A 1,899-nucleotide genomic window follows, 5' to 3' on the forward strand; every position below is an offset into this window, starting at 1 on the left:
TGCGCTGCAAGCCTTGCCCAGAGCGCGTTCTGCGCATGGCAAGCAACTTTCATGGCTGAGGAATAGGGCTAATCAGGTAAAAATTTGATCTGACCCAGCTCTCGGGATAACGATTAATCAAATTTACGCCGCTTCGCGGCGTGGTTAATTCTAGCGTTTGGAGGAAATGAATGTGAATTTATGCGTGAGCACATTACAACAGGGGTCAACGCCCATAGCTACATGGGGAGCGGTGCTATCCACGCTCCTTGCTGTAATCAAGATTTGGGAGGTTTGGCGCGCACGCATTCAAATCGAAGTTGGGTACAACTTCACGAGCAATGAATACATCGGAAATCAGGTGATAATTCGTAACCTCGGCGCTACTCCGCTTATTATTACGTACTGGGAGCTTGTGTGGTGCGAACGTAAGATTTTTAGGTGGGAGCAGTCTCACAGCGTAGATGCAGAAGAGGATGTCGAGGATATCAAGCTTGCGGAACACTCGAGCATCGTTCACTGAAATGCAAAATTTCAAAACCGGTCCAGCGGCTCTCAAGGGGCGCACAATCTACCTGCGGCTATACCTCGCTGGCCGATCTCGCCCAATCAAACGGAGGGTCTATGATTAATTGTGCCGGGCGCAAGAATCGCATTCATCCGACATCACTGCCTTCGCTGCCGCTTCGCTACGGTAGGTATGCGCTGACAGGCGAATTTAGGCTGCGCTTATGAATTCTTCCCTATTTGATGAGAGGGCTCCTGCGTGCGACGCTTACAAGTGCGCTTTCCTGCCTCATGCCGTCGCACATCGCAGGAAAGCTGAAGCGATGTGGGAAAAGTATGCGCCTTACGCCGACCGAAACTTCCTTAGTTCCCTACGAGTTGATTTTCATGCACGTTTTTGGGAAATGCTACTTTGCACTGAGCTGCTTGTAGCAGGCTTTGAAGTGGTAAAGGAAAGCGATGCAGGACCCGAGTTCTACGTCCCGGTCAACGGAAGACGAATGTGGATAGAAGCCGTATCCCCGAAGGCAGGCATCGGTCCGGACGCAGTACCGCCGATTGAATATGGACCAGATGTAGCCGGGACTGTTCCAATTGATCAGATCGTCCTACGTATTACGGCGGCACTTCGAGAGAAGCTGTTGCACTACCAGCGAGCACGAGCTTCTGGCCGAATTTCGCAGCAAGACGGCTACATCATTTGCATCAACCCCTCACAGGTGCCCCATGCAAAGTTTGGAGCCGAACCGTCTTATCCGTCACGTGCACTTTATGGGGTTGGAAACCTCACATTGAGCATTGATCCAAGCACGGGGAAGGTAATGGATCAATTCAACGATTACACCCCCGAGATTATAAAGAGGTCGGGTTCAATTGTGGCAACCTCCCCTTTTTTCGGCTCTGAAGAGAAAACTTGCTCTGCGGTCATCTATTCTACGATGGATTTTTTCAACATCGACCGTTATAGCGGGCCTGATTTCGAGGTTTATCACAACCCAAATGCCGCATTTCGAGTCCCTCTAGAAGCGTTCAGCATGTTTGACCAGTTCAAGCCCGAGTCCATTGATGAGTCACGCTTCACTATGCGCCGTGTACTCAAAATAAGGGGGGCAGGTTAAAATAACAGGGTCAGGTTAAGTTATAAAGCAAGTCTCATCGCCGCAATGCGAAGCGCAGAGTAATTCTGTCGTCAACCAACGAGACCCTAGAGGGAGTAAGACATATGAGCCGATCGATCATTGCCCTTTTTGTCTTCAGTCTCGTGCTTGCCACGTGGCCATTGCATGGTCAGAACATCACAGAAGAAGCGAAGCAGACAGCAGTTGCCAGCGTTGTGTGGTAATCCCCCCGCCCATTAGCTGACGCCAGAAGTGGAATTTTCTCGTCCCCTTTCCCGAGGAGGTTCCATGAAGA

Annotated in this window: 1 protein-coding gene; it reads left to right on the plus strand. The window is 50.6% G+C overall.

Features of this window, described 5'->3' with window-relative positions:
- The first annotated feature begins 710 nt into the window (after positions 1–710).
- Positions 711–1,604, plus strand: coding sequence for a hypothetical protein (locus tag LL972_RS21475; protein WP_228329316.1), 894 nt, complete (start codon positions 711–713; stop codon positions 1,602–1,604).
- The last annotated feature ends 295 nt before the right edge of the window (positions 1,605–1,899 follow it).

Source organism: Xanthomonas campestris pv. asclepiadis (genome assembly GCF_020784175.1).
GTDB classification, from domain to species: Bacteria; Pseudomonadota; Gammaproteobacteria; order Xanthomonadales; family Xanthomonadaceae; genus Xanthomonas; species Xanthomonas campestris_D.